This is a genomic window from Clostridium brassicae, from assembly GCF_026738875.1.
GTDB lineage: Bacteria > Bacillota > Clostridia > Clostridiales > Clostridiaceae > Clostridium_H > Clostridium_H brassicae.
In genome coordinates, this window is record NZ_JAPQFJ010000001.1 from 94873 (window position 1) to 121107 (window position 26235).

The window sequence follows — 26235 nt, forward strand, 5'->3', positions numbered from 1 at the left end:
CTATTAAATTATACTATTATTTAATGTAGGAGGTTAGAGTGTGCGAAAGCCAAGTATATTTAGTGAAAATTACCATAAAAAAATGAAAAGAAGAAAAAAAGTAAAGATAATAGGAGCATTACTTATAGTATTAATTATTATAAGTTGGGTATCCTTTTCCATAGGTGGTTCTAATAATATACTAAAAACAGCTGTTAATAAAATCACAAATAAAGTATATAAATCAAATAAAAATGAACCTCCTAAGCAAGAAAAAAATAGTGTTGAAGAAAAAAAGAAAGATGAAACTAATAATGTAAAAGCTAAAAAGCAAGAAGAAAAAAAACAGCCAACTTTAAATCAACAAGTAGAATCAATAAAGCTTTCAAATAATGAAGAAGTTAAACTAACATACAATATAATTAATAATAAAAGACAGTATATTGATTTTTTACCTAAAAATATTCAATATAGTATAAGTGGTTCGAAAAGGTTTTTAGTGTTCATTGACAAAAGTAATCAAAGTATGATTTTAGTAGATGAGAATGGAAATAAGAAAGACATTGCAAATAACGAATATATATCTACAAAAGGACAAAGATTTTCTAAGGATGTAATATTAAAAGATAATCCTCAATACATATGGAATGGGTCACCTAAGATTTTAGATGATAATACTATAATATATTTATCTCAACTTCCATGGTTTAATAGAAAAGAAGAGAAATTTTTATGGAGATATAACTTAAATGAAGGGGTACATCAATATAGGTTAAATGAATGGGGAGGAGAAATTAGAGGTAAGTCAATTGAATATGGAAAAATTTTAAAAGAAGGGTTAGAAGTTATAGTAGATGGTCAAACAAGGATAGTCAAATAAATAGTAAGATAAGGATGGGTTTTATATAGTGGAGATTGGTATTTCTTCTGCATGTTTTTATCCAAAGGTGTGCTTAGAAGATTCTATAAAATTAATGAAGAATTTAGGATTCAAAACAGGAGAACTGTTTTTCAACTGCCCTAGTGAATTTCAAGAAGAATTTACAAAAAGGCTTATTTATGAAAAGGAAAAATGGGGATTTTCTGTGAATTCTGTTCATGCTTTTTCATCTTTTTTTGAGCCATATTTGTTTGATAGCTACAAAAGAAGAAGGAAAGATATGTTAAAGTATTTTAAAGAAGTATGCATTGCAGGAAAAAAATTAGGAGCGAATACATATACTTTTCATGGTATGAGAAAAATAGATAATAAATTTTTTGATGCAAAATTAATAACAGATGTATATAATGAACTTGTATACATATCTTCTGAGATAGGAATAAAACTAGCTCAAGAAAATGTTTCGTGGTGTATGTCATCAGACCTGAATTTTTTAAAAATGATTAAGGAAAAATGTAAATATCCTATAAATTTTACTTTAGACATAAAGCAAGCTTATAAAGTAGGGGTTTTAGTTGAGGAATATATAGAAATAATGAATGAAAACATAGTCAATGTTCATATAAATGATAGAACTTCTACTGATGTATGCTTGCTACCTGGAAAAGGAGACGTTGATTATAAGAAGTTTTATGAAGATTTGAAAAAGGTTAATTATAAAGGAAACTGTATAATAGAAGTTTACAGTGATAACTATATAGATTATAGAGAATTTTTAGAGAGTAAAGAGTATTTGGAAAAATTTATATAACATATCATAATATAGGGGATAGATAATCTTATGTAACACAGAAAAATCTGTAACACTGTCAACTGGTAACTGGAAATTAGTTACTGCAAATAAGTGTTGTAATATGAAACTTTTAGTATATAATTATAATTATGAAAAAATCTTCAGATATATTTGTAAAAATTTAATAATGTATGTTATAATATATGAAGTCAAAATAAGTATTTACGGTGATTGGGAGGAAAAATATTAATGAATACTAAAATTGAAAAGATAGAAACTAATATTGTTAAACTAGAAATAACTGTAGAAAAAGAAAAATTTAATGAAGCAATAAAAAAAGCATATAAAAAAAATGCAAAAAAATTCAATATTCCTGGTTTTAGAAAAGGAAAAGCACCAATGAACATAATAAAAAGATATTATGGTGAAGGTGTATTTTATGAAGATGCTATAAATGATTGTTGTGAACTTACATATCCACAAGCTGTTGAAGAACATAAATTATCTCCTGTAGATTACCCAAAAATAGATATAGCACAAATAGGTTCCGATAAAGATTTTGTTTATACAGCAGAAGTTACAATTAAACCAGAAGTAACTGTTAGTGAATATAAAGGCTTAGAAGTTAAAAAAGAAAAGTATAATGTAACTGATGAAGAAATCGAAAAACAAGTAAAAGCTATGCAAGAAAAGAATGCAAGAATAATGACAAAAGAAGATGGAACTGTAGAAAAAGGCGACATAGCTGTAATTGATTTTGAAGGATTTATAGATGGTGCAGCTTTCGAAGGTGGAAAAGGCGAAGACTATTCATTAGAAATAGGTTCAGGTACATTCATAGATAACTTTGAAGAACAATTAATAGGATTAAAAGCATCAGAGGAAAAAGAAATTAATGTAAATTTCCCAGAACAATATGGTAGAGATGACCTAAATGGAAAACCTGCAAATTTCAAAGTTAAAATAAAAGAAATAAAATCAAAAGAATTACCAGAATTAGATGATGAATTTGCAAAAGAAGTTTCAGAATTTGATACTTTAGAAGAATTAAAAAATGATATAAGAAAGAAAGCAGAAGAAGCTAATAAAGCTAGAGAAGAAGCAGAATATAAAGAAGCTGTTATAGAGGCAGTATGTAATAAAGCAGAAGTGGAAATTCCAAAAGTAATGATAGATAAAGAAGTAGACGTTATGCTTAAAGATTTAGAAATGAGATTACAATATCAAGGATTAGATATTGAAACTTATTACCAATATACAAATAATACAGAAGAAAAAGTTAGAGAATATATGAAAGAAACAGCAGAAAAAAGAGTTAAAACTGAATTAGTTCTTGAAGAAATAGTTAAATTAGAAAATGTTGAAGTTTCTGCAGATGAAATGAAAGAAAGAGCACTTGAAATAGCTAAACAATACGGAAGTAATGAACCTGAAAAAGTAGTAGATGCTATTATGGGTTCTCAAGGAGAATATTTAAAATCTCAAATAGTAAATGAAAAAGCAATAGAGCTTTTGGTTAATAGCAGCAAGGAAATAGCATAAATAGATTAAAAAGATTGCCAGAAATGTTTCTGGCAATTATTTTACATCAAATTCTTTTATAATATGAATATCATATTAAATATAGGTGATAATCTTAAAGTAAAACTTTTTAATTATAGTATTTATTTATCTATAAGTAATTGATAAATTACCTTAGTAGGAAACTTATTTAATACTATTATATTAAAGGTATTAGGGAATATACAAAAATTTAAATAATATTGAGGAGGAGATAAAATGAGTTTAGTACCTGTTGTAGTTGAGCAAACTAATAGAGGAGAAAGATCTTATGATATATATTCAAGGCTTTTAAAAGACAGAATAATATTTTTAGGAGAAGAAGTAAATGATGTTACAGCAAGCCTTATAGTTGCACAATTGTTATTTTTAGAAGGGGAAGATCCAGATAAAGATATAAGCCTTTATATAAATAGCCCAGGTGGTTCTATTACAGCTGGAATGGCTATATATGATACTATGCAATATGTAAAACCAGATGTATCTACAATATGTGTAGGTATGGCAGCTTCTATGGGAGCATTTCTTTTAGCAGCAGGAGCAAAAGGAAAGAGATTTGCTCTTCCAAATAGTGAGATAATGATTCACCAGCCACTTGGAGGATTTCAAGGTCAAGCAACAGATATAGATATTCATGCTAAAAGGATATTGAGAATAAAAGATAAATTAAATACAATATTAAGTGAAAGAACAGGAAAGCCATTAGAACAGATAAAAAGGGATGTTGAAAGAGATAATTTTATGGAGGCCTACGAAGCAAAAGAATATGGGCTGATTGATGATGTTGTAATTAGAAAGAAATAAAACCTTAGTGAGGTGTAGAGATGTCTAAATATGATGATAAGAAACAGTTGAAGTGCTCCTTTTGTGGAAAAACTCAAGAGCAAGTTAGAAGACTTATAGCTGGTCCCGGAGTATATATATGCGATGAATGCATTGACTTATGTTCAGAAATAATAGCAGATGAATTTGAGGAAAATACTGAGATAGATATAACTTCTCTTCCCAAACCTTATGAAATTAAAAACTATTTAGATCAATATGTAATTGGTCAAGAAGGTGCAAAGAAGGCTCTAGCAGTGGCGGTATATAATCACTATAAAAGAATAAATTCATCTGTAGATGTAGATGATATTGAACTTCAAAAAAGTAATATATTATTATTAGGTCCAACAGGTTCAGGAAAGACATTACTTGCACAAACTTTAGCAAAGCTTCTTAATGTTCCATTTGCTATTGCAGATGCTACTACATTAACAGAAGCTGGATATGTTGGTGAAGATGTAGAAAATATATTATTAAAGTTGATTCAAAATGCAGATTATGATGTTGAAAAGGCTGAAAAAGGTATAATATATATAGATGAAATAGATAAGATAGCAAGAAAATCAGAAAACCCATCTATAACAAGAGATGTTTCTGGAGAAGGGGTTCAACAAGCCTTATTAAAGATATTAGAAGGAACTGTAGCCTCAGTACCTCCACAAGGAGGAAGAAAGCATCCACATCAAGAATTTATACAAATAAATACTTCAAATATATTATTTATTTGTGGTGGAGCTTTTGATGGATTAGACAAGATTATAGAAAAAAGAACTAGAAAAAGTACATTAGGTTTTGGTTCTGATATACAGTCAAAGAAAGAAAAAGATATAGGGGAGTTATTAAAGGACATAGTACCAGAGGATTTATTGAGATTTGGATTAATTCCTGAATTTGTAGGTAGATTACCTATAGTAGTAACACTTCAATCTCTTGATAATGAAGCACTTGTTAGAATATTAAAAGAACCTAAAAATGCTCTTGTTAAACAATATGAGAAACTTTTATTGATGGATAATGTTGAACTTCAATTTAAAGATGAGGCATTGAAAGCGATAGCTGATGAAGCTATTGAAAGAAAAACAGGTGCTAGAGGTCTTAGATCTATAATAGAAGATATTATGAGAGATATTATGTTTGATATACCTTCTAAAGAAGACATTGTAAAAGTTATTATAAATGAAGAAACTATTGATAACAAGCAACCAGAGCTTGTGTTAACTGATGGAGAAGAAAGACCTGTTATAAATGGACAGAAACATAAAAGAAAAAAAAGAGGTAGTGAGCCAGCTTAAATTTATTTATAAAAAACACCTATGTATGGGTGTTTTTTTGTTTTAGAAAACACAAATTGATAAAATTAAATTGCATTATGTATTAAAAGGGGATTAGTTTTAATTTTAATATATAATACTGAATATATTACTTTAAAATGTACAAAATATAAAATAAAGAATACAAATTTTTCTACTTTGTGCAGGAAGGTGATAAAATATATGGTTAATAGTTCAGTAGTAAGCTATATTAGTTTATTCGTTACAATAATAATGGGGATGTATTTTTTAAATGCTATTAAGTCGCAGAATGGAAATAAGGTAGTAGTAAATAGAGAAAATAAAAAAGAAATGGAAAAACTAACAAAATTAAAGTCTATAAATTTAACAGAACCGCTTACAGAAAAAAGTAGGCCCACTATGTTTAAAGATGTTATAGGTCAAGAAAATGGGATAAAGTCTTTAAAGGCAGCTATATGTGGACCTAATCCTCAGCATGTTATAATATATGGTCCACCTGGGGTTGGTAAAACTGCTGCAGCTAGGTTAGTTTTAGAATATGTAAAAAAACAAAAGGATTCTCCTTTTCAAGAAGAGGCTAAATTTGTAGAAATTGATGCTACTACTGTTCGTTTTGATGATAGAGGAATTGCAGATCCATTAATTGGTTCTGTACATGACCCTATATACCAAGGAGCAGGTGCTTTTGGAGCAGCAGGTATACCACAACCAAAATCAGGAGCGGTTACAAAGGCACATGGAGGTATATTGTTTATAGACGAGATAGGAGAATTACATCCAATAGAAATGAATAAACTTTTAAAGGTTATGGAAGATAGAAAGGTTTTTTTAGATAGTGCTTATTATAATTCAGAAGATCCTAATATGCCATTATACGTAAAAGAGATTTTTGATAATGGCCTTCCTGCCGATTTTAGATTGATAGGAGCAACAACAAGAAATCCAGAGGAAATATGTCCTGCTTTAAGATCTAGATGTGTAGAAATATTTTTCAGAGCATTATTGCAGGAGGAAATAGAGGAAATAGCAGAAAATGCTGCCACAAAAGCTGGATTTAAAATAGATTCTATATCTAAAAAGTTAGTAGGGAAATATGCTAGTAATGGAAGAGAAGCTGTAAGCTTAGTGCAACTTGGAGTTGGAATTGCTTTAAATGAAAAACGAGATATAATAAAATCAGATGATATAGAATGGATAATAGAAAATGGACAATATTCTCCAAGACCTGAAAAGAGCATTCCAGAAGAACCTCAAGTAGGATATGTAAATGGGCTTGCGGTATATGGAGCTAATATGGGTACAATTATGGAAATAGAAGCTTCTTGTCAGAAAGCAGATTCTACAAAAGGTAAACTAATAATTACAGGTATAGTAGAAGAAGAGGAACTTAGTAATCAAAGTAAAAAACTTATAATGAAGAGTACAGCTAGGAGTTCAGTTGAAAATGCCGTAACAGTACTAAAAAAGATATTTAATATACAATGTGATAAATATGACATACATATTAATTTCCCAGGAGGGATGCCTGTAGATGGGCCTTCTGCCGGTATAAGTATAACAACAGCTATATATAGTGCTATTAAAGGAATACCTGTAAATAATAAAGTTGCTATGACAGGAGAAATTTCATTACATGGAAAGGTTAAGCCTATAGGAGGAGTAAATGCTAAGATTTCTGCAGCTAAAAAAGCAGGATCGAAAATAATTATTATACCTAAAGAAAATTGGCAAGATATATTTGAAAGTGAAAATGAAGTTAAAATTATACCTGTAACTAATATTAAAGATGTGATAAACATAGCATTGAGTAGTGACAATAATAGTGAAATTTTATTAGATGTAAATTCAGGTGTAGATGTATTAAGTGCAGAATCTATTTAAACTTTAAGTAAACCCCTCACTATAAAAAAGTAAGGGGTTTACTTAAAGTTTATTCAATATTTATCATGGCTATGACCATGAATAAGTGTTTCTAAACTTAGATTGAATAAAAAATCTACCTAAAGTTTAAAGTACTTTTTATTAAAGTTAGGTTTAATTATAATATACTTTAGTAAAGGTGTTAAGCAAATTTAATTAAAAACAGTGTTATTTAAGGTATGATATAATTAAACTAATTGAAAAAAATATTGTTTATAGGTATAATAGCATAGTATCAAATAAATATAGGCATTATATACCATGAAAATAAAGAAAACAGAGAAATGAGGGGAAAATATGGAAAAAGAATTAAAAGTTCTTCCTTTAATTCCTTTAAGAGGTATAACAATATTTCCTCATATGATATTACATTTTGATGTAGGTAGGGAAAAATCTTTACTTGCTATTGAAGAGGCTATGTTAAATGGGCAGGAAATATTTTTAGTTTCACAAAGAGAAGCTAAAATAGAAGAACCTGAGGAAAAGGATATTTATAGTATAGGAACTATATGTAATATAAAACAAATTCTGAAGTTGCCAGGAAATACAATAAGAGTTTTAGTAGAAGGCCAAAATAGAGCAAGATTAACTAGTTATATTCAAAAAGAACCTTTTTTAAAAACAGATGTGGAAATATTAGAATATGAACAATGTAAAGATAAAGATAAGTGTGAAGCTTTGATTCGTTCAATAGAAAAAGAGTTTGAAGAATATGCTAGATTGTCTAATAGCGTTTCTCCTGAGGCTCTAGAAAATTTAGATGATTTAGATGATCCAGGAAGATTTGCTGATATTATAAGTTCATATTTAACATTAAAAGAGAGTAAAAAGCAAGAATTACTTGAAGCATATGAAGTATATGATAGATTAGAAAAGCTTTTATTAATAATAACTAATGAAGTTGAGATATTAAAGATAGAAAAGAAAATTGGGCTTAAAGTAAAAAGTAAGATAGATAAGTCTCAAAAAGAATATTTTTTAAGAGAACAAATGAGAGCTATACAAGAAGAGCTTGGAGATGAAGATGAGAGCAAGAAGGAAATTGAAGAGTATTCACAAAAAATAAGTAAAGCAAAACTTCCAAAAGAAGTTAAAGAAAAGGCCTTATATGAGTTGAATAGATTAAATAGTATGGGGAATTATTCAGCAGAAGGTGGAGTAATAAGAACCTACCTAGATTGTATATTAGATATTCCATGGAATAAAAGAACAAAGGATAATTTAGAAATAAAAAGAGCTAGAGAAGTATTAGAAAACGAACATTATGGACTTAAAGATGTTAAAGATAGAATAATTGAATTTTTAGCGGTTAAAAGTATGAGTAAGTCGTTAAAAGGACCTATACTATGTTTAGTTGGACCTCCAGGAGTAGGTAAAACATCTATAGCTCGATCTATAGCAAATGCATTAAATAGAAACTTTGTAAGAATGTCTCTAGGTGGAGTTAGAGATGAAGCTGAGATAAGAGGTCACAGAAAAACTTATGTTGGAGCTATTCCAGGAAGAATAGTTAATGGTATGAAAAAGGCTAAATCTAAGAACCCATTATTTTTATTAGATGAAATAGATAAGATGAGTGGAGATTTTAGAGGGGATCCGGCAAGCGCACTTCTTGAAGTTTTAGATAGTGAGCAGAATAAAACATTTAGAGATCATTATTTAGAACTTGATTTAGATTTATCTGAAGTTATGTTTATAACTACGGCAAATACTTTAGATACTATTCCGAGACCATTGCTTGATAGAATGGAAATAATAGATGTATCAGGATATACTTATGAGGAAAAATTCCACATTGCTAAAAGGTATCTTATACCAAAGCAATTTGAGGAGCATAATTTAGAAAAAGGTAAGATAACTTTTTCAGATAGGGCAATATCATTTATTATAGAGAATTATACAAGGGAATCAGGGGTTAGAAGTTTAGAAAGAAAGATAGCTTCAGTTATTAGAAAAGCTATTGCAGATATGTTAGAAAGAGATAAAGTTAAAATAACTATAACAGTAAACCATGTAAATAAATATTTAGGTCCTGAGATATACACTTATGATAAAGCTGATAAAACTGATAAAGTTGGTGTGGTCATGGGAATGGCATGGACAGGATATGGAGGAGACACCCTTCCTGTGGAAGTTAGTATTATGCCAGGTAGAGGAAAGCTTCAGTTAACGGGCCAATTAGGAGATGTAATGAAGGAATCAGCAGAAGCAGGATACAGCTATGTAAGGGCAAATGCTGATAAATATGGAATAAATCCTGATTTTTATAAAGAAAAAGATGTTCATATACATGCACCAGAAGGAGCGGTACCTAAAGATGGACCATCTGCAGGTGTAACAATGATAACTGCAATGGTATCTGCTTTAAATAATAAAAAGGTGAAACACAATGTTGCCATGACGGGTGAAATTACTCTTACAGGAAGGGTAATTGCTATTGGTGGATTGAAAGAAAAAACACTTGCAGCTTTTAGAGCAGGCATAGATACAATAATAATACCGAAAGCAAATGAAAAAGACTTAAGAAAAATACCTAAATCCATACTTAGCAAAATAAAGGTTATACTTGCTGAAAAGATTGAAGATGTATTAGAAAATGTTTTTGTAGAGGAGAGTACAAATGATAATGATTAAAAACTCAGAGTTTATAATATCTGCAGTTAATCCATCTCAATATCCTACTGATAATAGGGTAGAGATAGCTTTTGTGGGAAGATCTAATGCAGGCAAATCTTCTTTAATTAATACTATAACTAACAGAAGAAAACTTGCAAAAACAAGTGGTACTCCAGGTAAAACAAGACTTATAAATTTTTTTCTAATAAATGATGAATTTTATTTTGTGGATTTACCTGGATATGGATTTGCTAAGGTATCTAAGAAAGAGCAGGAAAAGTGGGGGGGGATGATGGAGAAATATCTTATTAATAGACCCCAACTAAAAACAATAGTCTTACTTGTAGATTCCAGACATAAACCAACACAAGATGATGTGCATATGTATGAATGGATTAAGCATTATGGTTATGAGGCGGTAATTGTTGCGACTAAATCGGATAAAATTAAGAGAAGTGAGTTTAAGAAAAATGAAAAAATTATAAAGGAAACCTTAAAATTTAGAGGAGATGATAAATTTATTTTCTTTTCTTCTCTTAATAAAGCAGGTAAGGAAGAATTAACAGAAATGTTAATATCAGATATATAAAAAGTTATCTAGGATGTTATTTTATTTGCATTACAATCTATAAAAATATTATGTTAGAGTACTAACAGTGAACACTAGATAAGTGGAAATAAACATGCAGTAAGAAAAAATACTGCATGTTTATTTTTTTTGTGTCAAAACAAAACCTAAATGAATAGTATGTATTATACAACAAATGATGAAATTTAAAGGGCAGAAAGGGGGAGGTAAAGTGGATTTAAACGATTTGGATATGAATAGCATAAGTTCATTGATAAACAGTTTAACAGCCGGTAATGATGGGGAAAATAATTTTGGTAACATTGATAAAATCGCAGGGCTTTTAGGTAATGCTGGCCTTGGATCAGGAAGCAGATTCCCTCTGCTCTTGATTATAATATTATTTCTATTATGTTGTTGTAATAAAAATAATGGTGGAAATAATAATTGTTGCCAACAATGTTGTTACCGATGTTATGGTAAAAAACGTAGAAAACACAGGAGATGTTGTTGTGAGTGCTGTAGATGCGGAGGCGGAAACTGTGGATATGGATGTTGCGATAGCTGTGGTAGTTCCGGCAATTGCGGCGGATGTGGAAGCGGTGGAGGTGGCATCTTAATAATCTTATTATTACTATTCTTCTTCCTTAATGGAAAGAAATGTAATTTAAGTGCTATTAATGACATCTTCAAGTCAACCCAAGGACAACAAGAGCAACAAGAACAAGAACAAGAACCAGAAGTTGAGATTGTAGAAACTAACGAAGAAGAATAGATTACATTGAAACCATGGCCCAAGAAAGGGGGGTTTAGTATGTCAAGAAAATGTAAGTGCAAGTGCGAATATGATTGTATGTGCGGATGTAACAGAGGATGCGGATGGAATAGAGGATGTGGATTTAATAGAGGATACGGTATAGGAAATATAGGTGGAGGATGCTGCTGTGGAGGATTTGATCCATGTAGATTAGCATTATTCCTACTAGTATTAAAGAAAGCATGTATAATTGATAGCGAAACAGGAACATTGTTAATATTCTTATTCTTACTTTGCTGTGGAGGATTCAAAAGACAAGGTTTATGCTGTTGTTAGTAAAAAGGGAGAGCTTGAAGCTCTCCCATTTATAAAGAGGTGATGGAATGGGAAAGCATAGAAAGCATAAAAAAGGGAATGAAGATCCATACATGAATAATTATGATGATATAAGTGATGAAAATAATAATTTTGACATAAGTAATTTTGATATAAATAATTTTGATATAAATAATTTAACATCTATGTTAAATAATATAGATATAAAACAGATAGCATCTCTTTTAAATATTTTATCAGGTGGAAATAATCAAGAAAAAAATTTTGCAAAAAACGTAGAAGATATAAACAATGAAGGAGATGTAAAAGATATAAAAGATATAAAAGATATAAAAGATATAAAAGATATAAAAGATATAAAAGAAGAAATTCCACAAAATGATTATAACAACATAGATTTAGAGGAAGGAAACATTATAGATGGTGAAATGAACATATACAAAAAGCCAGAGGTTAAAAGAAGTAAAAGAAGAAGGAAAAGAAGAAAACTAAAGCCAGATGATGAAATAGTTAATTTACTAATTGCTATAAAAGGCATTACTGATTTTGAGAAATCTAAGAAGTTAGAAAAAGTTATAAGATTATATATAGCTGAAGACAATGAAAAGACTTCCTAAATGGGAAGTTTTTTAATTACACAATTTCCTTGACTGATAAAAAAACTATAAAAATATAAATAAAGTGAATAAAATTTTTGTTATGGGTTAATATATATAATGTGCATGAAGAGTTGATCATATAGATATGATTACTCTTTACTAGTGCTAAAACCCCCCATCCCCCTTTTGATTAGGACCGCGTTAGCGGTCCGTTTTTACTTGTCATATATTTAAATTCCCTTGAATATTTTAATAGAATATCAATTTTCTAAAACATAGTTCCTTATTGTATTTGGGAAATTGAAAATATTTTATAATAATAGCTGTCATTTGAGCTTTTATCTGATTTAAGTAGAAGTTTAAAAGTATAATTTTTTATTGAGGAAGGGTTATTATTTGATATTCCCCTAAAATTTAATATCCATTGCATTTGAGAAGGATTACCATTATTATCTGATTTAATATCAATAAATTGAGCATCCTGAAATGTATAAATAGTATCAGAGTTTATTAATGCATCAATAGTGTACAATGATGATTTATCTACATCATTAGAGAATATATTTTTATCAATTATAGAAGAAGAGTTAACACCACTTGTAATTAAATTTATAAAAGATAAAATTATATTTTTCCCTGCAAATTTTTCTTCATAATTATAAGTATATTTTTTTAGTTCATTTTGTATAAGGATATAATTATAAAATTGAAAACCATCTTTTGATATATTTCCTGATATAAGTTTTGGAGTTTTGTTATTACTACAATCAATAAAACCAAGAATATTATTATGGCTAGAAAATATTGTTTGAAACTTACCGTTGTTGTATAGAAAGCCATGTTGAATAGGTTTATTTTTTTCGGAAGATTGTATAAATATTTCAGGAATTCTATCTCTATTTATATCTAATAATTTAACTCTTGCTGACCAATAAGGAGTGTAAGTTCCCAAAGTATTTATGTTTTTATTAGGCTGAATGTAAGTGCTGTTTTTATCAGTATTTACTTGTAAATAATATTTACCTTTTAGGGTTGTTATGTATAAGATATCATTATTACCATCTCCTGTAAGATCTGCTTTATATGTTTTTTTATCTGAATTTATGCTAAATGTAGGAGAAGAAATATCTTTAGATTTTAAATTTGTAAATATTATAAAAAATATAAAAACTAGTAAAATCAATACAGAGTAGTATATATGTTTTCTTTTTATAAAAAATACTTTAAATTTCATTTTGGCACCTCCACTTAATTATATTTATGAGGTACAAGTACAAAATATTTATAAAAAATTAAAGAAAAAGCATAATAGAACTAAATCTATTATGCTTTTTCTTTACAATTACAGCATAGACCATAGAAATATATTTTGTTTGAAAGAACTTCATAGTCTGTATAGTCTTTCACAGTTTCGTTTAAATTAGAAAATGAGATTCCTTCTATATCGTCTACTTTTCCACAATTTAAACACTGTATATGAGGATGGGGTATAGCATTACCATCATATCTAAAATTTCCTTCACCTACATTAATTTCTTGAATTAGGTTAACTTCAACTAAAGTCTTTAGTGTTTTATATATAGTGGCTAAACTCATAGTTGGATAATCTTCATGTAAAGCCTTATATATAGTTTCAGCAGAAGGATGTTCTTTAGTGGAAAGTAGGTATTTATAAACGGCTATACGCTGAGGTGTAAGTTTTAATTTTTTTTCTCTAAAAGTAGAGGTTATGTTATCCATAGACACCACCCTTATCATGTAATTATTTATATTATATAATATAAATTATCTTTAGTCAATTATTCTGAAATACAAATAAACTTTGTATATTTTTCCTGGTTTTTAATACATATATAACCTTATAAGCATAATATAAATATAGAGAGAGGGGGAATTATATTTTGGGAAAAACTTATGTATTAGATACTAATGTTATACTATATTCTCCACGTTCCATATTTTGTTTTGAAGATGGTAATGTAGTTATACCAGAAGTTGTCTTAGAAGAATTAGATACATTTAAAAAAAATACAGGAGAGCTAGGAGCAAATGCAAGAATAGCTGCTAGATTAATTGATGGATTAAGAAAAAAAGGAAAATTAAATAAGGGAATAAAGTTGCCTAATGGTGGAAGTCTCAGAGTGGAAATGAATCATTATGAAACAAAGATTCCGTACTCTTGGGATAAAGCTAAAGCAGATAATAGAATAATTCAGATTTGTAAGGGATTAAAAGAAAATGGGGAAGATGTATTTTTAATTACAAAAGATATATTCGAAAGAATTAAAGCAGATATTATGGATATAAGAGCCAATGACTATTATGAAAAGGTAGTTCCAGAGTATGATGATCAATATACTGGGAGACAAGAAGTATATGTGTCTTCAGAGAAAATAGATGAGTTTTATAAAAAGAAGTATATTAATTTTCAAGATTTAAAACTATACTCAGAGGAGACTCAGCAATATTCTATTCCAAAGTTATATCCAAATGAGTTTTTAATAATGCACTCTTTACAAAATCCAAAAAAAACAGCTCTAGGAAAATTTGATGGAGAAAAAGTGGTGCCACTTATATATAAAGATAAATCCCCACTTGGAATAAGTCCTAGAAATGTGGGGCAAAAGTTTATGTTAGAAGCCTTATTTTGTAGTGCAGATAAAGTACCACTTGTAATAATAAAGGGACCAGCAGGAACTGGTAAAACATTATATTCTCTTGCTGTAGGGTTAGATAAAATAATACAAGAAAATAGTGGAGAGTACAGGAGAATACTAGTTTGTAGACCTAATATAACTATGGATGAAGAGATAGGGTATTTACCAGGTACTGAGGAAGAAAAAATAGCTCCTTATATGAGACCAATTATAGATAATTTGGAAATTTTAATTGACTCTGATGAAAAAGAAAGATATAAAAATGAAAAGGAGCTTAGTGATAAAATAAGAGAGTTATTTGACAGGAAAATTATTACTACAGAAGCTGTAGGATTTTTAAGAGGAAGATCTATAGTTAAAAATTGGATAATAATAGATGAAGCTCAAAATTTATCTCCAAAACAAGTTAAGGCTATTATTACTAGAGTGAGTGAAGGTAGTAAATTAGTACTTGTAGGTGATCCAGAGCAAATAGATCAACCTTTTTTAGATTATAGATCTAATGGACTATGTTATGCTTCAGAAAAAATGAAAGGAAGCCATTTATGCTGTCAAGTAACATTGAAATATGATGAATGCGAAAGATCCCCTCTTGCCCATGAAGCATCAAAATTATTATAGTAATTATTAAATCTAAATAAAGACAAATATCCTGGAGTAATTTAATTTTACATTTATTCCAGGATATTTGCCTTTAAAAAAATAAATATTTATTATATAATTAAATTTAGGATATTAATTTGTATTATAAAAATATTGTTGTGTATTGTAAAATTGACACAAATAATTCACAAAAAAGAACTATCTTTATTTTAAATTTTAGTGTAGAATACATAGAGTGATATAGAAAACATGATAAAAATAAAAAGGTGATAAAAGGATGGGTAAAAAAAATAGAAAGACAAAAAAGAAATTTTCATTTAAATTGTTTGCAGCCTTTATAATCTTTGAATTGGTTTTTACAGGTGCAACAGGTCCGTTCATGCTTTACTATGGACCATTTGAAAATGCTAAAAATACAGTGGTTGGTGCAGCAATGACAACAATGACTCATCAATGGATTGCTACTGCTTTCTTATCAAAAGAACGTATTAATGAAATTCAAAGTAGGAATAAAATAGAAACAATTATTCAAGATGATGACGGAGAGGTTAATATAAAGCCTAAACATGATAGTAGTATAGAAAGATATGAAATAAACGGAAATAAATTCAAAGGAACAATGATTATAATTAATGATCCAACAAGAGTAAAGGTTGGATATACTAGTAAACTTTATAAAACAGGAGAAACAACAAGTGCTATGGCAAAAAGATATAATGCTGTAGCAGCAGTAAATGGAGGAGCCTTTACTGATGAATCACCAAGTGGAAAGAAGTGGGCTGGAAATGGTGGACAACCTGCAGGTATAATAATTTCTAATGGTAAAATAGCTCATAATGACTATAAAGATGAAGATGAGAAACATGAAATTATAGGTATTACTAAAGACGGAAGGTTATTAGTAGGATATCATACAGTAAGAGAAATGAAGCAAAAGAATGTAGTTGATGCAGTTTCTTTTGATAAAACTATGATTGTTAGTGGCAAGAAGACAATAAAGAGTGGAGATGGTGGAGGTGGAATTGCTCCAAGAACCGCTATAGGACAAAGAAAAGATGGAAGCATTATGCTTCTTGTTATAGATGGAAGACAACCGGGAAGTTTAGGGGCAACTTATAGAGAAGTTCAGGATTTAATGTATGAAAATGGGGCTTATAATGCAGCTAATCTAGATGGAGGTTCATCTTCAACATTATACTATGAAGGAGAAGTTATAAATAATCCTTGCGATGCTTTAGGAGAAAGATCAATACCTACGATATTTTATGTGGAATCGTAAAAGGAGAGGAATAAGAATAGATGAAAGCTATAAAAAAAATAATGGTATGGATGCTAATATCCGTGACTATTCAAGTAGCTGTTTTATACTATGTTGATAATTATTTATTTGCAGCTGAAGGTACTACTAATATAGTAGCTAAAAAAGTAGTTAATGAAAAGAAAAAAGAGAGAAAGAAAGTAGACGTGCCAATTCCAGAGGATGCAGAACATGTCGCTGTTTCATATGATGGAGGATTTGTGTCCTACTATAAAGATGATGTTTTAAAAGTAATTGATGTTTATACTGGAAAAGAAAATCAAATGGAATTAGAAGAGAATTATGAAGTGGAATTTTACAAATGGGCACCAGATAGGGATATAATACTTTTAGCTATGAAAAAAGAACAGGGAAATAACAACAAATATATGTTTTGTTCTTATGATGCAGAAAGAAATAAAAAAGATTTAATGCAGACAAAAGAAGGTGAAAAAACGTCAATAACAGCTTCAAAGAAATCTTATATAGAAGATATAGAGTTGACTCCTTTAACTAATATGATATATGTTAAAACTGCATTAAAAGGTGGAAAAACTACTATTTATAGTATAGATGTTATGAAGAAGATTGAAAAGGTAAGAACAGAAGCTTATTTTATAGGTGATATAAAAATACTTCCTAATGATGATAGAATAACTTATGAAGCGCCAAAAGAAGGAAAAGTATATATAACAGGTAGTAGTGATTCTATTTCTATGAAAGATATTGATAATGTATGCCTTATATCAGCAGATGAAGAAGATAGAATTTACCTAGGAGAACTTGAAAATAGTGATACAGGATCTTCAAAAGTGAAAAATATATATTGTGGTAGAGCAGAACAAGATACTACTGAGTGGAAAAAGATTACACTTACAAACCCTATAGATAAAAAAGATATTTTTATTTCAAAAGAGGGTAAGGTATATATTAATGACAATCTAAAAGGAACTGTTACTGAAGTTGCTTCTAATAAAGAGACTGTATATAAAGGTATTTTTATGCAAATGTATGAAAATGGAATAGCTTCTACTAGTGAAGGGAAATTAGTAGAAACTCAGTTAAAGTAAGAAAATTATACTTAGACTGGATAGTTTTTAAAGTTAATTTTAGCAATAGAATAATAGGAAAGCTTTATTCTGATTAAGAATGGGGCTTTCCTATTATAATAAGTAGACTATATTTTATAAAAATATTAATTTGGTGTAAATTTCAAAACAATTATAAATTTTGTATTTATTAATTTGTATTTGATATAATTATAATAAAAAGGAGGATAAGTATGTTTAGTACTGATACATTGTTATACAAGATATTAATTATTCCAGGGATACTAGTAGGGTTTACTTTTCATGAATATGCTCATGCGTGGATGGCAGATAGGTTAGGGGATAAAACACCTAAATTTCAAGACAGATTAACTTTAAATCCATTGGCACATATTGACCCTATAGGATTCCTTATGATTTTAATTATAGGAATTGGATGGGCAAAACCGGTTGAAACTAATCCTAATGCTTTTAAAAATTATTATAAAGATGATCTCAAGGTGTCTATTGCTGGAGTTATAGGAAATTTATTTGCAGCTTTAATATTTACAGTTTTGTTAGGGGTTCTGTCTAAGTTACCACTCCAAAATGAAAAATTATTTTATGTTTTATATAAAATTTGCCTTGGTGGTATTTCAATAAATTGTTTGTTAGCGGTATTTAATTTACTTCCTATACCAGGTTTAGATGGTTTCCACATTTTAAGAGACTTATTCCCTAAATTTTTTTATGAAGTAGCTGACAAACTATATAGATATCAAATGATAATATTATTAGTTTTGATTTTACCTATATTAGGTGGGAATTCTCTTGCAGGACTTATAATTTATCCACCAACAAATTTACTTACTAGATTTTTTTTACTAATAGTTAATCTTATAGTTTAGAATTATTGAGGTGTAGTATGGAAGGGTTGCTTATATTAAGCAAATTTTTCATAGTTATATATACTGCGGCTATTTCTGTAAATAAAACTAATTTCCATAATCTTTCCTATGTAGTAGTAATATTATTAATTTATATGGCACTTTGTGTATATACATATATTATTGAAGATGAGATTAAAATAAAAATAATGGAGGTTTTTATTTTAGTCTTTTTGTTTGGTAGTACTATACTAATCAATAATGTATTTATCTTACTGTTGCCTATGAATTTTTTTGAAGTGCTTAATTTGTTTAATATTAGACAAAGTTTAGGAATATGCTTTTTATCTGTACCACTATTTTGGCTTGAAAATAATGTTTTTAATGAGTATTTAGTTATTTTAATGCTCACTTATGTGATAGTTAGAATATATAATATATTTAATTTAAAAGTAAAAAAACTTACTAAAGAAAATGAATATTTGAGAGAGAAAAATTATTTACTAAATAATTCTTCGGTTAAGGACATTCAATATGGTGAGCAGATAAAGTATATGTCTCAATTAGAAGAAAGAAATAAAATTGCCCAGGCAATACATGACAATATTGGACATACTATTTCAGGAAGCTTAATGCAGCTTGAGGCTATAAAATTTATAATGGATAAAGATACTACAAAATCTAAAGATATGATTCAAAATACCATAAATGTTTTAAGAGAAGGTATGGATAGCATAAGAGCCACTTTAAGAAATATAAAACCTCCTGTTGAGCAAATAGGTGTAAACAAATTAAAGCTTATATTAGCAGAGTTTGAGGTTAATAGTAGAATAAAAACTAACCTATATTGTGAAGGAGACTTAGGAGCAGTCTCTATGGTGTATTGGAAGATAATTAATGATAGTTTGAAGGAGATTTTGACTAATACAATAAAATATTCAAATGCAACAGAAATAAAAGCAAAAATTGAGATTTTGAATAAAATTATAAAGTTTCAAGTTAAGGATAATGGTGTTGGATGTTCAAGTGTGATTAAGGGACTTGGAATTAAAGGGATAGAGGAAAGATGCGAAAATGTAGAGGGAAAAGTAATTATAGACGGATATGAGGGCTTTTCTGTAATACTACTTTTACCTATTCAGTGAAAGGAGTTACATTATGGCAATTAAAGTTTTAATTGCAGATGATGATGCACTTATAAGAGAAAGTCTAAAAATTATTTTAGAAATGACAGGTGAAATTGAGGTCAGTAAGTGTGTAGAAGATGGATATAAGGCAGTCGAAGGCTGCTTAAATAATGATATAGATGTAGCTATACTAGATGTTAGAATGCCGGTTATGAATGGAGTTGAAGCGGTTAAAGGCATTGTATCTAAAACAGATACTAGAGCATTAATACTTACTACTTTTGATGAAGACGAGTATATATATGATGCAATAAAGTATGGGGCAAAGGGATATATTTTAAAAAACAATCCACCAGATACAATAATTAATGCTATAAAAACTGTTTATAATGGAAATACGGTTATGGAAGATTTAATATTAGACAAAATAGTACATGGATTAAATAGTAGTGTAAATCATTCAATTGGTGAGATATTATTTACGGAGAGAGAACTAGAAGTGATAGTAGCAATTTCAGAAGGGTTATCTAATAAAGAGATTGCTAAAAAGTTGTATATATCAGAAGGGACTGTTAAGAATTATATAAGTAATATTTTATCTAAGACTGGATTAAGTCATAGAACACAGATTGCTATATATTATTTAAAAGGTAAATTTTAAGGGACAGCATTAATGCTGTCCCATTTTTTATATAAAAATAAACATGAAAATGTTTAACTTTATCTTTAGAGCTTAATATCAAGACTATAAATAGATTTTTTCACTCCAAATATAGAGTTTGAAACTTATAATTAGCAATAATAATGTTATATGGCTATATGCATAAGAAGTAGTAGAGCATTAGTGGAGGTATATATGATAAAAATATATGACTTTTGTCATATATTAAACATGACTTTATCTACTAAATTTATCTACTGTTTTTTTATATAATAAAAGCATGATATATATAAATAGGGAGTGAGTATATGAATATAGTTAAAATAGAAAATTTAATGAAAAAATTTGGAGATTTAATTGCTGTTGATAATATAAATTTAAATATACATGAGGGAGAAATATATGGTTTACTTGGGCCAAATGGAGCAGGGAAAAGTACAACTATTAACATGATGTGTGGACTTTTATCTATGGATAAAGGACAAATAAAAATTTTAGATAAAGATATAAATAAAGAAGCTTATTATACTAAAAAGAATATAGGAGTAGTACCTCAAGAAATAGCTATATATGAAGATTTAACTGCTTTTGAAAATGTAAGTTTTTTTGCAAGTCTTTATGGACTAAAAGGAAAAAAACTAAGAGAAAGTGCTATGGAAGCTTTGGAGTTTGTTGGATTAAATGATAAAGCGAAGGAATTTCCAAAAGGTTTTTCAGGAGGAATGAAGAGGAGGCTTAATATAGCTTGCGCTATAGCACACAAACCTAAGCTAATAATAATGGATGAACCTACAGTTGGAATAGATCCTCAATCTAGAAATCATATATTACAATCAGTTAAAAAGTTAAATTCTATGGGATGTACAATAATTTATACTACTCATTATATGGAAGAAGTTGAATCTGTTTGTACAAAGATAGGAATAATAGATCATGGAAAGGTTATTGCAGAAGGTAGTAAAGAAGAATTGAAATCTATTGTAACAGATAGAAATTATACAGAGGTTACTGTGGATTTTAATTTAGATATAAATATTGATGAGATAGAAAATATAAATGGAGTTTTAGAAGCTAAAATTAATGAAAATAGAATAAAGATATATAGTTCTAAAGAAATCAATAATTTAGATAAAATAATATTGTATTTTACAAGCAAAGGTATAGAAATAAAGAATATTGAAACTAAAAGACCTGATCTTGAAACAGTATTCTTAACATTAACAGGAAGAAAATTGAGAGATTAGGGGGGAATATAGTGAATATATTAAATATAATCTTAAAAGACATGAAAGAAGGATTTAGAAGCAAAAAAGAACTAGCTCTTATGATTTTATTTCCTATTGTTTTAATAGTTATATTAGGAACAGCCCTTTCTAGTGCTATGAATGGAGATATTAAATTGGGACAAATAAATGTACTATATACTATACAAGGGAAAGATAATAATATAGGAACTAGTTTTAATTTATTAGAAGATAAACTTAAAAATTATAATGTAGAATTTAAAGAAACCAATAATATAGAAGAAGCTAAAAAAAGCCTTGAAAATGGAGATTATGCTTGTTATTTATTGATTAATGAAAATGAGAAGGAAATAAAAATTTTCAAGAATGAAAGAAATAGACTGGGAGGTAGTTTTGTTGAAGGAATATTGAATACATTTGTACAAAGATATAATGTAGTCAATGAAATAGGAAGACATGATCCAAGAATGGTTGGACAGATTTTAAAAGAAAATAATAAAAAGTATGTAAATATACAATCTTTAAATGAAAAGAAGGAACCAAGGGCTATAGATTATTATGGTGTTACAATGACTACTTTAATAATAATGTATTCATCTATGACAGCAGCTTTTGGAATTGTTGGTGAAAAAAACAGAAAGACGAGTAATAGAATGATTATAGCACCTATTACAAAAAAAGAAATTTTTATGGGAAAAATACTATCTTCGGTAATTATAACGGTAATTGAAATTATTATTGTAATTATGTTTAGTAAGTATGTAATTAAAGTAAATTGGGGAGATAATTTACCTATTTTATTACTTGTTTTATTTTCGGAGATTGTGATGGCGGTGTCTATAGGAATAGGGGTAGCATTTTTGACAAAGACAGAAGCCGTTATGAATGGAATATTAAATGCTGTAATTCCTGTTATGGTATTTTTAGGTGGAGGATACTTACCTATAGATGAATTTAAGAATACACTTCTTACTAATGTGTCAAATTTTTCTCCTATAAGGTGGGTTAATAGTTCTATATTAAATATTGTATTTACAAATAATTATGAAAAAGTGTTTCCTGCAGTACTAATTAATTTTAGTATAGCTTTTATATTTTTAATGATTGCTACAATGCTTTTTAGAAAGGAGGAAGCTTAAATGAGGAATATATTTGTACTAGCTTTAAATACCTTAAAAGTTACCTTAAGGAAAAAGTCTAATCTAATAGGTTATTTTATAATGCCTATATTATCGCTAGCTATAATAATGGCAATAATGGGAAAGGGTGAAGTGACAAAAATAAAGATAGGAGTAGTTAATAAAGATAATAGTGTTATTTCAATGGATATGCTTAAATATCTAGAGAATACAGGAAAATTTGAAAATATACCTATTGAAGAGAAGGATGTACAAAACAATGTAGTAAATAAAAATGTGAATCTTGCTATTATTATACCAAAAGGATTTAGTGAAGAGATTTATAATAATAAATTAGAAAGCATTAAGATGGTATCTATTCAAGGAAAAGAAGTAACGGCTTGGGTTGAAAATTATACTAACCTATATATAAAAAATATTTTAGATATAGCTAAGGCTTCTAAAGGAAATAAAGATAAATTTAATGCAATATATAATGGATATAAAAATCAAGATTTAAAATTAAGTGTTGAAAAAGTTAAAGATAAAGAATTAAATAAAGAATTAACAGAAAGAGGATTAGGAATTTTAATAATGTTTCTTCTTATTGGAGCTACGTCTACTTCAAATATAATTTTAAAGGAAAAAAGAGAAAGAACTTATCAAAGAATATGCTCGACTCCTGTAAATTCTAGAATATATATGATAAGCAATATATTAGCAAATTTAATTATTATATCAATTCAAGTAATACTTGCTATTGTAGCTATAAAGTGTATATTAAATATTGACATATACATGGAAGTATATAAATTATTTTTAGTTATGATGCTATTAGGAATTGTATCTATAGGTATAGGAATGATAGTTGTTGCTTTTTCAGAATCAACAGCAGAAGCGGGAAATTTATCTACCTTGATAATTACTCCAACATGTATGTTAGGGGGATGTTTTTGGCCAATTGAGATAATGCCAGATAAGATTCAAAGAATATCTAATTTTGTTCCTCAGAAATGGGCTATAGAAGCGATATCAAAGCTTCAAAATGGAGGAGGAATTAAGGATACGGGAATAAATATAGTAATTTTACTTGCGTTTGCATTAGTATTATTTCTTGTGGCTACTTTCAAGATGAAGAAAAGTGACAAGATAGGAAGCTTTATTTAAAAAAGATTGTATGGTTAAAAAACTTTATTTGTATAATTAATATTAAATTTATAATTAATACTAAATTTATAATTATTTTTATGGTGTAAAAGACGAATAATTTGTTAATTAAAGTCGCTATTAGTTAATTAAAATCATAGCGGCTTTTTATCTATGACATAGCAATTAACTAGTATAGATGTATTAACAAATTTATATTTATATATTATTTAATTATTTTTATGATTGTATTAAGATATATTTAAGAAAAAACATATAAAATTGTGCTATAATGTTTGCTGAATTCTAAATATTTAATTGAGAAAATTGCATTAGATATCTATATGCAAGTAGTGTTAAGAATGGATATAGTTAAATTTTGCTAACCCTAATAGGAGATGATACTATGTTGAAGCAACTTTGGCAAAAACAAGCTACAAAAAAAGCAATGTATTTAATTATTTTATTAATAATGTTATATTTTATAAAACCAATGTTTAATTTGTTTTTACTTACATTTTTACTTGCATATTTTGTAGATACTACAAAAATGTTTATTGTGGATAAGTTAAGTAAATTTATAAAGGTAAGCCCTAAATTGATTATTTTTGCTATTTATACGTTTATAGTTTTAATATTAGGTTTTGTTATTACAAAGTATATACCAGTAGCAGTCAATGAGAGTGCACATTTTATACATGAAGCGTCTAATTTTAAATTTACAGAATCTAAGTATATTACAAAAATATTAGAGCAAGTGGATATTGGCAAATATACTCATATGGGAGTGAATAGTTTAGTTGAAGGTGCAACTAATATAGGAAAATGGGCAGTTAACATATTTCTATCTTTAATTTTAAGTTTATTTTTTGTTCTTCAAAAAGAAGAGATAAAAGATTTTATAAGAAAATTTAAGGATAGCAGGATATCTGGATTTTATCAATACATGTCTTATTTTGGAAAAAGTTTTATGAATTCTTTTGCTAAAGTTATACAGGCTCAAATTCTTATAGCAGTAGTAAATACAGGTTTTTCGCTTATTGGACTTTCTGCAATAGGGTTTAAAAATTTAATTGCTTTAGGTTTTATGATATTTATATTAAGCTTGATTCCAGTAGCAGGAGTTATTATATCATTAGTACCTCTTTGTTTTATAGCTTTTCAATTAGGTGGTATAATAAAAGTATTTTATATATTAGTAATGATATCTATAATACATGCCTTTGAAAGCTATGTATTAAATCCTAAATTAATGTCAAATAAAACTAATTTGCCTGTTTTCTTTACTTTTGTTATTCTAATTGTTTCTGAACATTTTATGGGAACGTGGGGTCTTTTGCTAGGCATTCCAATAGTTATATTTATTTTGGATATGTTAGGTGTTAATCTAGAAAGTGATAAAAAGCAAATTAAGTTAAAACTTAATAAAGATAGGGTAAAAACTAATAATGATAAGATACATAATATGAAAGCTGATGCTTAATATTAATATAGGATTTTATGTTGTATGCTTTCTTAGAATAAAGTATAATATCAATTGGTGCTTAGTTTTGGAGATCTAAGGAGGAACGTTCATGCGACTAAGAAAAAAATGGTGGGCTAGGCCTGAGTTAGAGGCAAGTCATTTATTTAAATCGTTAGATGAAGCAAAAGAACTAAAAGGTAAATGGAGTCAAGAATTTCAAAATAATAATGATATATATTTGGAATTAGGATGTGGAAGAGGTGGATTTACTACAAAGACAGCTCAAAGATATACTGATAAAAATATAATAGCAATAGATTTAAAAGATGAGATTTTGGTAATGGCACTTAGAAATCTTGTTGAGGCTGAGATTGAAAATGCTAGAATAATAGCAATGAATATAGGTGGAATTTCAGAAGTTTTTGATGAGAATGAAATAAGTAGGATATATATAAATTTTTGTAATCCATGGCCTAAAGATAGACATAAAAAAAGAAGGCTTACCCATACAAAGCTTTTAATAGAGTATAAGAAATTTATAAAAAAGGGAACAGAAATTTATTTTAAAACAGATGATTTAGAACTTTTTCAAGAGTCTTTTGAGTATTTTGAGGAAAGTGGATTTGAAATAGTTTATAAAACTTACGATTTGCATAATAGTGAATATAAAGAAGAAAATATTATGACAGAGTATGAATCAAAATTTAAAGAACTAGGAATAAAGAGTAAATTTCTTATAGCTAAACTTAAATAGTAATCGGGCGTAGAATAAAATAATCTATGTCTCAGGTTAAAAAAAGCTTCCATATATATGGAGGCTTTTTTAATGTAAAAAATCTTTTATGTAATAGAATTTGATTCTTATTTAGTTTTTGAA

24 protein-coding genes are annotated in these 26235 nt (G+C 28.1%); 22 read left to right on the forward strand and 2 right to left on the reverse strand.

Annotated elements, in window-relative coordinates; all coding sequences use genetic code 11:
* The first annotated feature begins 40 nt into the window (after window positions 1-40).
* The 11 genes from OW729_RS00475 (at window position 41) to OW729_RS00525 (ending at window position 12143) form a co-directional block, all read left to right on the forward strand.
* Entirely contained in the window at window positions 41-859 is an 819-nt protein-coding gene (locus OW729_RS00475) for a hypothetical protein (RefSeq protein ID WP_268059430.1), read from the forward strand.
* Window positions 860-887: 28 nt separating this feature from the next.
* Window positions 888-1670 carry a sugar phosphate isomerase/epimerase family protein gene (locus tag OW729_RS00480; RefSeq protein ID WP_268059431.1) on the forward strand — a complete coding sequence of 261 codons (783 nt, stop codon included), beginning with the start codon at window positions 888-890 and terminating at the stop codon, window positions 1668-1670.
* A gap of 231 nt (window positions 1671-1901) precedes the next feature.
* A complete protein-coding gene (gene tig, locus OW729_RS00485) occupies window positions 1902-3194 on the forward strand; it encodes a trigger factor (RefSeq protein ID WP_268059432.1) in 1293 nt (430 codons plus the stop codon).
* Window positions 3195-3431: 237 nt separating this feature from the next.
* Window positions 3432-4016, forward strand: coding sequence for an ATP-dependent Clp endopeptidase proteolytic subunit ClpP (gene clpP / locus OW729_RS00490; RefSeq protein WP_268059433.1), 585 nt, complete (start codon window positions 3432-3434; stop codon window positions 4014-4016).
* A 20-nt stretch (window positions 4017-4036) separates the two neighbouring features.
* Window positions 4037-5329, forward strand: coding sequence for an ATP-dependent Clp protease ATP-binding subunit ClpX (clpX, locus tag OW729_RS00495; protein ID WP_268059434.1), 1293 nt, complete (start codon window positions 4037-4039; stop codon window positions 5327-5329).
* Between the two features lie 201 nt (window positions 5330-5530).
* Window positions 5531-7210 (forward strand): ATP-dependent protease LonB, encoded by a 1680-nt coding sequence (gene lonB, locus OW729_RS00500; protein WP_268059435.1) that lies wholly within the window; start codon window positions 5531-5533, stop codon window positions 7208-7210.
* Window positions 7211-7546: 336 nt separating this feature from the next.
* Window positions 7547-9883: an endopeptidase La gene (lon, locus tag OW729_RS00505; protein WP_268059436.1), complete on the forward strand. Its 2337-nt coding sequence runs from the start codon at window positions 7547-7549 to the stop codon at window positions 9881-9883.
* Window positions 9873-10454: a ribosome biogenesis GTP-binding protein YihA/YsxC gene (gene yihA, locus OW729_RS00510; RefSeq protein ID WP_268059682.1), complete on the forward strand. Its 582-nt coding sequence runs from the start codon at window positions 9873-9875 to the stop codon at window positions 10452-10454. The genes lon and yihA overlap by 11 nt, the downstream gene beginning before the upstream one ends.
* A gap of 211 nt (window positions 10455-10665) precedes the next feature.
* Window positions 10666-11208 (forward strand): hypothetical protein, encoded by a 543-nt coding sequence (locus tag OW729_RS00515; protein WP_268059437.1) that lies wholly within the window; start codon window positions 10666-10668, stop codon window positions 11206-11208.
* Window positions 11209-11247: 39 nt separating this feature from the next.
* Window positions 11248-11526: a hypothetical protein gene (locus OW729_RS00520; protein WP_268059438.1), complete on the forward strand. Its 279-nt coding sequence runs from the start codon at window positions 11248-11250 to the stop codon at window positions 11524-11526.
* A 47-nt stretch (window positions 11527-11573) separates the two neighbouring features.
* The gene (locus tag OW729_RS00525; RefSeq protein ID WP_268059439.1) at window positions 11574-12143 is read left to right on the forward strand and encodes a hypothetical protein; all 570 of its coding nucleotides are present in this window, start codon (window positions 11574-11576) and stop codon (window positions 12141-12143) included.
* Window positions 12144-12408: 265 nt separating this feature from the next.
* Here OW729_RS00525 and OW729_RS00530 read toward each other — a convergent pair whose 3' ends face one another.
* Window positions 12409-13359 carry a VCBS repeat-containing protein gene (locus OW729_RS00530; protein WP_268059440.1) on the reverse strand — a complete coding sequence of 317 codons (951 nt, stop codon included), beginning with the start codon at window positions 13357-13359 and terminating at the stop codon, window positions 12409-12411.
* An 89-nt stretch (window positions 13360-13448) separates the two neighbouring features.
* Entirely contained in the window at window positions 13449-13865 is a 417-nt protein-coding gene (locus OW729_RS00535; protein WP_268059441.1) for a transcriptional regulator PerR, read from the reverse strand.
* A gap of 161 nt (window positions 13866-14026) precedes the next feature.
* Here OW729_RS00535 and OW729_RS00540 point away from each other — a divergent pair, with 161 nt between their 5' ends.
* The 11 genes from OW729_RS00540 (at window position 14027) to trmB (ending at window position 26112) form a co-directional block, all read left to right on the forward strand.
* Window positions 14027-15403 (forward strand): PhoH family protein, encoded by a 1377-nt coding sequence (locus OW729_RS00540; RefSeq protein WP_268059442.1) that lies wholly within the window; start codon window positions 14027-14029, stop codon window positions 15401-15403.
* Window positions 15404-15662: 259 nt separating this feature from the next.
* Complete coding sequence (locus OW729_RS00545; protein ID WP_268059443.1) at window positions 15663-16664, forward strand: phosphodiester glycosidase family protein; 1002 nt, start codon at window positions 15663-15665, stop codon at window positions 16662-16664.
* A 20-nt stretch (window positions 16665-16684) separates the two neighbouring features.
* The gene (locus OW729_RS00550) at window positions 16685-17752 is read left to right on the forward strand and encodes a hypothetical protein (protein WP_268059444.1); all 1068 of its coding nucleotides are present in this window, start codon (window positions 16685-16687) and stop codon (window positions 17750-17752) included.
* Window positions 17753-17964: 212 nt separating this feature from the next.
* On the forward strand, window positions 17965-18618 hold the full coding sequence (locus OW729_RS00555) for a site-2 protease family protein (RefSeq protein WP_268059445.1): 654 nt from the start codon (window positions 17965-17967) through the stop codon (window positions 18616-18618).
* Window positions 18619-18635: 17 nt separating this feature from the next.
* Complete coding sequence (locus OW729_RS00560; RefSeq protein ID WP_268059446.1) at window positions 18636-19742, forward strand: sensor histidine kinase; 1107 nt, start codon at window positions 18636-18638, stop codon at window positions 19740-19742.
* 13 nt (window positions 19743-19755) lie between these two features.
* Complete coding sequence (locus OW729_RS00565; RefSeq protein ID WP_268059447.1) at window positions 19756-20385, forward strand: response regulator transcription factor; 630 nt, start codon at window positions 19756-19758, stop codon at window positions 20383-20385.
* Window positions 20386-20693: 308 nt separating this feature from the next.
* Window positions 20694-21629, forward strand: a complete 936-nt coding sequence (locus OW729_RS00570) for an ABC transporter ATP-binding protein (RefSeq protein WP_268059448.1) — start codon at window positions 20694-20696, stop codon at window positions 21627-21629.
* Between the two features lie 11 nt (window positions 21630-21640).
* Complete coding sequence (locus tag OW729_RS00575) at window positions 21641-22768, forward strand: ABC transporter permease (protein WP_268059449.1); 1128 nt, start codon at window positions 21641-21643, stop codon at window positions 22766-22768.
* The gene (locus tag OW729_RS00580; RefSeq protein WP_268059450.1) at window positions 22769-23914 is read left to right on the forward strand and encodes an ABC transporter permease; all 1146 of its coding nucleotides are present in this window, start codon (window positions 22769-22771) and stop codon (window positions 23912-23914) included.
* Window positions 23915-24299: 385 nt separating this feature from the next.
* Window positions 24300-25376: an AI-2E family transporter gene (locus tag OW729_RS00585; RefSeq protein WP_268059451.1), complete on the forward strand. Its 1077-nt coding sequence runs from the start codon at window positions 24300-24302 to the stop codon at window positions 25374-25376.
* 91 nt (window positions 25377-25467) lie between these two features.
* On the forward strand, window positions 25468-26112 hold the full coding sequence (gene trmB, locus OW729_RS00590) for a tRNA (guanosine(46)-N7)-methyltransferase TrmB (protein ID WP_268059452.1): 645 nt from the start codon (window positions 25468-25470) through the stop codon (window positions 26110-26112).
* The last annotated feature ends 123 nt before the right edge of the window (window positions 26113-26235 follow it).